Source organism: Arthrobacter sp. 10T413_2 (assembly GCF_056394205.1).
The window spans coordinates 1-7567 of the sequence record NZ_JBFTHK010000192.1; the positions used below are offsets into that span (position 1 = coordinate 1).

8 protein-coding genes are annotated in these 7567 nt (G+C 67.3%); 1 reads left to right on the forward strand and 7 read right to left on the reverse strand.

Annotation, left to right across the window (positions count from 1 at the left end; all coding sequences use genetic code 11):
- Window positions 1-177: 177 nt before the first annotated feature.
- The 3 genes from rpsD to AC1DBQ_RS19935 all read right to left on the reverse strand — a co-directional run bounded on the left by rpsD (window position 178) and on the right by AC1DBQ_RS19935 (window position 3154).
- Window positions 178-804: a 30S ribosomal protein S4 gene (gene rpsD, locus AC1DBQ_RS19925; RefSeq protein ID WP_091251848.1), complete on the reverse strand. Its 627-nt coding sequence runs from the start codon at window positions 802-804 to the stop codon at window positions 178-180.
- Window positions 805-1003: 199 nt separating this feature from the next.
- Window positions 1004-1402, reverse strand: coding sequence for a cupin domain-containing protein (locus tag AC1DBQ_RS19930; protein WP_476930157.1), 399 nt, complete (start codon window positions 1400-1402; stop codon window positions 1004-1006).
- Between the two features lie 246 nt (window positions 1403-1648).
- A complete protein-coding gene (locus AC1DBQ_RS19935; RefSeq protein ID WP_476930158.1) occupies window positions 1649-3154 on the reverse strand; it encodes a replication-associated recombination protein A in 1506 nt (501 codons plus the stop codon).
- An 80-nt stretch (window positions 3155-3234) separates the two neighbouring features.
- Here AC1DBQ_RS19935 and AC1DBQ_RS19940 point away from each other — a divergent pair, with 80 nt between their 5' ends.
- Window positions 3235-3882 carry an acVLRF1 family peptidyl-tRNA hydrolase gene (locus AC1DBQ_RS19940; protein WP_476930159.1) on the forward strand — a complete coding sequence of 216 codons (648 nt, stop codon included), beginning with the start codon at window positions 3235-3237 and terminating at the stop codon, window positions 3880-3882.
- 94 nt (window positions 3883-3976) lie between these two features.
- Here AC1DBQ_RS19940 and AC1DBQ_RS19945 read toward each other — a convergent pair whose 3' ends face one another.
- The 4 genes from AC1DBQ_RS19945 to AC1DBQ_RS19960 form a co-directional block, all read right to left on the reverse strand.
- On the reverse strand, window positions 3977-4300 hold the full coding sequence (locus tag AC1DBQ_RS19945; RefSeq protein ID WP_476930160.1) for a 2Fe-2S iron-sulfur cluster-binding protein: 324 nt from the start codon (window positions 4298-4300) through the stop codon (window positions 3977-3979).
- A 16-nt stretch (window positions 4301-4316) separates the two neighbouring features.
- On the reverse strand, window positions 4317-5570 hold the full coding sequence (locus AC1DBQ_RS19950) for an NAD(P)/FAD-dependent oxidoreductase (protein ID WP_476930161.1): 1254 nt from the start codon (window positions 5568-5570) through the stop codon (window positions 4317-4319).
- Entirely contained in the window at window positions 5563-6840 is a 1278-nt protein-coding gene (locus AC1DBQ_RS19955; protein ID WP_476930162.1) for a cytochrome P450, read from the reverse strand. The genes AC1DBQ_RS19950 and AC1DBQ_RS19955 overlap by 8 nt, the downstream gene beginning before the upstream one ends.
- 263 nt (window positions 6841-7103) lie before the next feature.
- A partial coding sequence (locus AC1DBQ_RS19960) for an HNH endonuclease signature motif containing protein (protein WP_476930163.1) occupies window positions 7104-7567 on the reverse strand: 464 nt, incomplete at its 5' end.

The window sequence follows — 7567 nt, forward strand, 5'->3', positions numbered from 1 at the left end:
GACAATCATCTCCTTGAACTGCAGTGGATACCTGCTCGTTGCGTCGGGCCCCGACGGTTTCAGCCGAGAGTTTAGTCCGGCGAGCAGAAACGGCTCCCGGGGAACTCCCCCAAGTACCTTACATACAAAGAAGCCCKCGGCGCTTGCCACGGGCTTCTTTGGAGGTGTTGCGTTTACTTAGCGTGCGTAGAATTCCACGACGAGCTGCTCTTCGCAGGTCACGGGGATCTCGGAACGCTTGGGGCGGCGCACCAGGCGGGCCTGCAGGGCGTCAAGCTTGACGTCCAGGTAGGCCGGAACCATCGGCAGGACGTCGCGGTGAGCGCCGGCTGCTGCAACCTGGAACGGAGGCATGGTCTCGCTGCGGCTGTGGACGTGGACCAGCTGGCCCTCGCCGACGCGGAAAGACGGGCGGTCAACGCGGATGCCGTCAACCAGGATGTGGCGGTGCACAACCAGCTGGCGGGCCTGGGCGATGGTGCGGGCGAAGCCGGCACGCAGCACGAGGGCGTCGAGACGCATTTCGAGCAGTTCGATCAGGTTTTCACCGGTCAGGCCCTTGGTGCGGCGTGCTTCTTCGAAGGCACGTGTCATCTGGGCTTCGCGGATGCCGTACTGGGCGCGCAGACGCTGCTTTTCGCGCAGACGTACGGCGTAGTCGGAGTCCTGCTTCTTGCGGGCACGGCCATGCTCACCGGGGCCGTACGGGCGGCGCTCCATGTACTTGGCGGCCTTGGGGGTCAGAGCGATGCCGAGTGCGCGCGAAAGGCGTGCGGTACGGCGAGCACGAGTGTTGTTAGCCACTAGTGTCCTTCCAATATCTGCGGTGTGTCAGTGTTACTGGCCTCCACGATGGAGAGCATCGGCCAACCGCTGCCTTTTGCTACTGGGCACAGGGCAACCCTCACTAAACCGAAGTTTCAATGGATTGTGCGTCCGTGCCTTGCCAGACAACGAACCAGCCTACCATGAAGGGGCCCATGGCCCGAAGCCAGTAACGAAATCAGACCCTGGCGTGCACGCCCCKGCTGCCCCGCCGCCCGAATGACGCGGCACCCAGGAATTCCACGGCCACGAAGGGTGCCGGGCCCACCACCCACTCGTCATGACCCGGCGGGATCGCGTAGGTGTCGTTGGCGTGGATCGTGGAGCGCAGCCCTTCGGCTGTCTCGACCTCCAGCACACCGGAAATGCAGAAGCCCAGATGGTGGTGCTGGCAGGCGTCGGTCTGCTCGTAGGGTTTGGTGCTCTCCGACCACCGCCAGCCCGGGCCGAGGATCAACTTGGCCACCGAGTAGTCGTCCACGGTGCAGAGGTCGAATTCGGCCTTGTCCGGGCACCGCTTCCGGTCGGGCACGTCGAAGGATTTGACTGCCATGGCTGTAACGAAATTAATGCTCATGGGACACTGCCTGGGGACTGAGCGGGACGCTCGCATTGGAAGACCTTGGATGGAGCGAAGCCGGCCGTCGTTCGGGGGTCCGGGTAATCGATTGCCGGCGGTGTGAGCCGCGCTGTCCCCTGCGCCGCACGGATGGTCAGCAGGTCAATGCTGGCGTATTTCCACGTTAGACCTCTTGGCCCCTATGTCAACGGCGGATTCCGGCGCTGAAGGGCCGCGCCAGAGCAGCCGCTGGTCAGCGACAGATTACGTGCCGCGGATGATCTTCCGGAGCCGCTCGAGCCGGGTGCCGATGTCCCGTTCAGCCCCGTTGGCGGTGGGTTCATAGTAATTGCGGCCCACGAGATCGTCCGGCGGATACTGCTGGGTGGCCACGCCATGCGGCGCGTCGTGGGAGTATTTGTAGCCCTTGCCGTGGCCCAGCTGTTTTGAGCCCGGGTAGTGCGCGTCGCGCAGGTGAGCGGGGATCCCGTTCCCGAGCCCCGCGCGGACGTCGGCGATTGCCTGGTTGATGCCCATGTACGCGGCGTTGGACTTCGGCGCGGTGGCCAGGTGCACCACGGCTTCGGCCAGGATGATGCGGCCTTCCGGCATGCCGATCAGCTGGACGGCCTGGGCCGCCGCGACGGCGGTCTGGAGCGCCGTCGGGTCCGCCATCCCGACGTCCTCGGCGGCGGAGATCACGATCCGCCGGGCCACGAAGCGCGGGTCCTCCCCCGCCTCGAGCATCCGGGCGAGGTAGTGCAGCGCGGCGTCGACGTCCGAACCCCGKATCGACTTGATGAACGCGCTGGCGACGTCGTAGTGCTGGTCGCCGGCGCGGTCGTAGCGAACCGAGGCAACATCCAGCGCCCGTTCCGTGTGCCGCAACTGGATGGTCACGGGCTTCGGCGCCCCAGCGCCGGCGGTGTCAGCGTCCGCGGCGTCAGTGTCCGCGGTGTCAGTGTCGGTTGCGTCAATGTCGTCCGCGTCCCCGAAGGCGACGCCGGCGGCGGCCTCGAGCGCCGTCAGTGCCCGGCGGGCGTCACCGCCGGAGAGTCGGACAAGGTGTGCCAGCGCTTCGGCGCTGAGCTCGGCTTTGCCGTTCAGGCCGCGGACATCCGTGACAGCCCGCTGGAGGAGGCCCTCGACGTMGGCGTCGGTCAGCGGTTTGAGCGTCAGCAACAGCGAGCGGGACAGCAGCGGGGACACCACGGAGAACGAGGGGTTTTCCGTGGTGGCGGCCACCAGCACCACCCAGCGATTCTCGACGCCGGGTAGCAGCGCGTCCTGCTGGGCCTTGTTGAAGCGGTGGATCTCGTCGAGGAACAGGACAGTGGTGGTCTTGAACAGGTCCCGCGCGGTCAGCGCCTCGTCCATCACGCGGCGGACGTCCTTGACGCCGGCGGTGATAGCGGAGAGTTCGACGAACTTCCGGCCGGGACCCTTGGCGATCACGTGCGCAAGGGTGGTCTTGCCTGTGCCGGGGGGACCCCAGAGGATTACCGAACTCGGCCCGGCGGGGCCGGTCGCGTCGGAGCCGGCGGCGAGCTGKCGCAGCGGAGAGCCCTGGCCGAGCAGGTGCTGCTGGCCCACCACGTCATCCAGGGTGCGGGGCCGCATCCGGACGGCGAGCGGGCTCCGCGGCGAGCCGGCCCCGGCCGTGCGGGCACCGGAGCGGGCGCGGCCGGAATCGTCGGCGCCGCCGTCGTTCCCGCCGTCGTCGTCGCTTCCGTCGGCGTCGTCCYGCCCTGCGCCAAAGAGATCATCCACATAGATAGGCTACTTCTAGTTCAGGTCCGCCCTGCCACCCTTTAGCTGTCCTCCTTATCCCCGCAACGGAAGAGCCGCCAATGCCCAGCCCTGAGTCCCGTGTGGCCTTCGTTTCCGGTGCCCGGCTGCCMGGCTGGGTGGAGCGTTTTGCCTCAAKCCACGGCGCCCTGGTGGAGGAAGAGCTCGACGCCGGTCTGCAGCTGCGCGCCGCGGACGGCGCCGTGGCGCTGCTTCAGGCGCCGTGGCCCGTGGACGGCCGGCCCGGGCGCGGCGGCGACGCGGTGTCGCGGCTGGCGTCCCTGGCCGGGMAGCCCCGGAGCCTCGGTACCGTGCTGGTCCGCCGCGGCGGCTATTCGGTGGCGGTGGTCAGCGGCGGCGCCGTGCTCGCGTCCAAGACCGGCACCCGCCACGTCCAGTCGCGGACCGCTGCCGGCGGCTGGTCCCAGCAGCGCTTCGCTCGGAGGCGCGCCAACCAGGCCGATGCCCTCGTGGAGGCCGTTGCGGAGCACGCCGCGAGGATTTTCGCGGAGCACCGGATCGAGTACGTGGCGCCGGGCGGCGACCGGACGCTGGCCGACCAGGTCCTCGCCGAGCCGGTCCTGAAGCGCTATGCCGGCGTGGCCCGGCTGGCGTTCCTTGACGTCCCGGATCCGCGTGCCGCTGTCCTCAAAAAGGCTGCGGCGGAGCTGTGCTCGGTGCGGATCCTGGTGACGGATCCGGCGTCGTAAGAACCGGCGTCGTATGAACCGGCGGCCGTTCCATCCCCCAATGTATGCAGATGGAACGACCGCCTCGTCGCTACCCGGCGGCTGGACGCCGCGGCTACTCTTCCGGCGCCAGGGTGACGGTGACGCCGTTGAGTTCCGCGGTGAAGTCAAGCTGGCAGGAGAGCCTCGAGCCGCATTCCTGGTAGCCCTCGGCATCGACCAGCAACTCGAGTTCGTCATCGCTGCGCTCGGCCAGGGTGTCGAAGACCTCCTTTTCCAGGAAGACGTGGCAGGTGGCGCAGGAGGCGGTGCCGCCGCAGGATGCCAGGACCGGAAGGTCGTTGTCCCGGAGGGCCTCCATCAGGGTCTGGTCCGGCTCCCACTCAAGGTCGTGGGTGGAGCCCTCGCGGTCGATCACGGTGAGTTTGTTGTTGCTCATGGTGGTTCCTTCGGTTTCAGGACGCTGCGAACGCGGCGTCGGTCAGCGGGGTGCCGGGATCGGCGGCCAATAAAGGATCAATCCGTGTTTTCTGTGCGATCAGTTTCTTGGCCGGACGGAAGTCGGTGAGACCTGCGATGGTGTCGACGGCGGCGAGGCGCCCGTCGCGGAGGTAGACCACCGAGAACTTGCCCTCCGCCGGGGTGCCGCGCACGATCAGGTCGTCGTCGGTGCGCCGGACCCCGGCCGTCTGGAGCCGGACGCCGTGCTGGACGGTCCAGAACCAGGGGATCTCCGGATCCGCGGGGGCCTGGCCCGTGATGTCAGCTGCGACCCTGTCGGCCTGAGCCATGGCGTTCTGGATGCATTCGAGGCGCTGGCTGGCGCCGTCGATGGTGCTGGTGAAGCGCGTKACATCGCCCGTGGCGTAGATGCCGGGGACCGAGGTCCGCCCGTCGTCGTCCACGAGGATCCCGTCCTGGCACTGGAGGCCGGCCTCGGCGGCAAGTTCCTGGTTGGGCACCACGCCGATTCCGGCGAGGACGACGTCGGCCGGGTAGGCCGCGCCGTCGGCGGTGACGACGCGCTCGGCCCGGTCAGACCCCTCGACGGCGGTCACCGCGGCGCCGAAGACGAACCGGACACCGTTCTGTTMATGGAGCCGCTCAAAGAAGCGGGATACCGGCTCGGAGGTCACGCGGCTCATCACGCGGTCCTGGAATTCGAGCACCGTGACGTCGCAGCCTTTCGCGGCTGCGGCGGCGGCGACTTCCAGGCCGATGTATCMCGCGCCGATGATGGCGACCCGGGCGCCGGGGACGAGGGCGCGTTTGAGTTCAAGGGCGTCGTCCCGGGTCCGCAGGGCCTGCACCCCGGGGAGTTCCGCCCCGGGGACTGTCAGGGACCTGGCGCGGGAGCCGGTGGCGATGACRAGGCGGTGGTAGCCGTGGCGGCTGCCGTCGGACAGCTGGACGGTCCTGCCGCCCGGGTCGATGGCGTCGACGGTGAGCCCTGCCCGCCGGTTAATGCGCTTGTCGTGGTAGAACTTTTCTTTGCGCAGCACGGCGGACTCATCCGGAGCGCCGGCCTTCAKGAGTTCCTTGGACAGTGGAGGGCGTTCGTAGGGCGTCTCCTTTTCCGCTTCGAGCAGCAGGATGTCCCCCTCCCAGCCGCGGGATCGCAGTCCTGCGGCCACCGCGACTCCGGAGTGGCCGGCGCCGACGATGACGATTGGATTCAGGACGGACTCAGTGGGCTGCTGACTAGGCATTGAACTTCTCCAGCTCGACGTAAAGGTGTTCCGGACCTKAGTTGGTCAGGTTGTTGCCCCGGACGTATTCGATCGGCTTGTCTTTGTTGAGGGTCAGGGAGCCGAGCTTTGCGGCGAGGAGTTCCACCGTTACGACCGTTTMCAGCCTGGCCAGCGGGGCGCCGAGACAGCTATGCACACCGTGGCCGAAGCCGAGGTGGCCGTMGGTGTTGCGGTCGATGTTGAAGGTCTCGCCGTCGRGGTACTTGGCGCYGTCGCGGTTCGCCGCTGCCGGCAGCAACCGGACGATGGCGCCGGCAGGGATGCGCACGCCGGCAACCTCGACGTCTTCGGTGGTGATCCGGCTGGCGCGCTGCACCGTTCCGCGGAAGCGGGCCAGTTCCTCGACGAAGAGGTTCGCGTCGGCGGGGTTCTGCCGGATCCGGTCCAGCAGCCCGGGTTGCTCGCTGAAGACCCGGAAGGCGTTGGCCAGCAGGATGGTGGTGGTGTCATGGCCGGCAACGAAGACGAAAGCGCAGAGTTCCTTGGCTTCCTTCTCGCTGAGGAGGCCTTCCTTCCACATCCGGGCGATATGGCCGCCCACGGACTCGCTTTCCTCGCGGTAGAGCCGTTCCATGGTGCCCTTCAGGTACGCGAAGAACTCGAAGGTGCTCTGTTCGTCGGTTCCCGTGCCCTGCGCATTGCGGGCCAGCCTGCCGAAGTAGCTGAAGGTCTCATCCGACCAGAACTTCATCTTCTCGAAGTCCGACGCCGGGACATCCAGCAGKGCGCTGATGGTGGACATGCTCAGCGGGATCGCGTAGTCATCGACGGCGTCGCCGCCGCCGGCTGCGATCATCGGGTCCAGATATTTGTGGGCGTTCTCGCGGACCCGGTCTTCAAAGCGGGCGATCGCCTTTGGAGTGAAGGCCTGCGCAACGACCTGGCGCAGCCGCGTGTGGTTCGGGGCATCGAACAGGGTCAGGAAGGTCAGCGGCACCGGGTCCACCACTTGGGAGGAAAAGACCTTCGGGGYGCGCATGGCCTTGCKGACATCCTCATAGCGGGAGATGAACCAGACGTCCGAGACCGGCGAGKCGGCGCGGAGAACCGGAGCGTTGTCCCGCATCCATGCGTAGTGCGCGTACGGGTCACCCTGGGTTCCGTCGTCGACGACCTTGAACGGCGCCATGCCATCCGGCCAGGCGAGCTCATGGGAGTAAGGCGGTGCGGCCGGCCCGGAGAGTGACTCGTCCACGGGCGTTAGTTCTGTGGTGGCGGCAGACATCATTGTCCTTCTTTCATGCGTGACTGTCGTGGGTGACTCACGCGGGTGAATTCCCCGTGCGAGTCGACGTGATCCACGTCTCAATCAAGAGTGCCCACCGGCCACGCGTCGGCCCCATAGGGCTTCCGTTCATCGGTTGTGAAAGTMGCCCGGCGGCTCTTGTGCGCAGGCGAGCGTGACGGTGAAACCGGAGCCGATTGTCAGTGGCAGGAAGTGTGTCACCCCCGGGCTCGATTACCGCACTAAATTGACCCGCAACCGGTCGTTCAGGCGGATTGGTATAGGCCCCATTCGGGGATGGGCTCGTCGAGGGGTGGCGGCCAGCCAGGGTCGTCGGTGTTTGCGGCGGGGAATGGGTGCCCRGCCGTGAAGTGGTGCCAGTCGGGGAAGGGATCCGGGGGCAGTTCCGGCTCGGGATCCGCGGGCACGCCTCGCTCCGACCATGGGCTTGGGTCTGTGGCTGTAGCCGTGATCGGGAGGTTGGCCGGCCAGCGGGGCGGTTCCCAGTCCTGATGCTCGCTCGGATAGTAGCGTTTTGAGGGTGAAATCCAGCCCGGCGCGCTCGTTGTGCTGGCCCCGACGGGTGTCCAGGCCGAGGAGTGTTTCAGACGGTGGTGTTTCGGGCAGGGCTGGCCCAGGTTGGCGATGCCGGTGGTGCCGCCGTCGGCCCAGGCCAGGAGGTGGTCCGCCTCGTTGTCCAGGGAATGGTTGTTACAGCCGGGAAACGGGC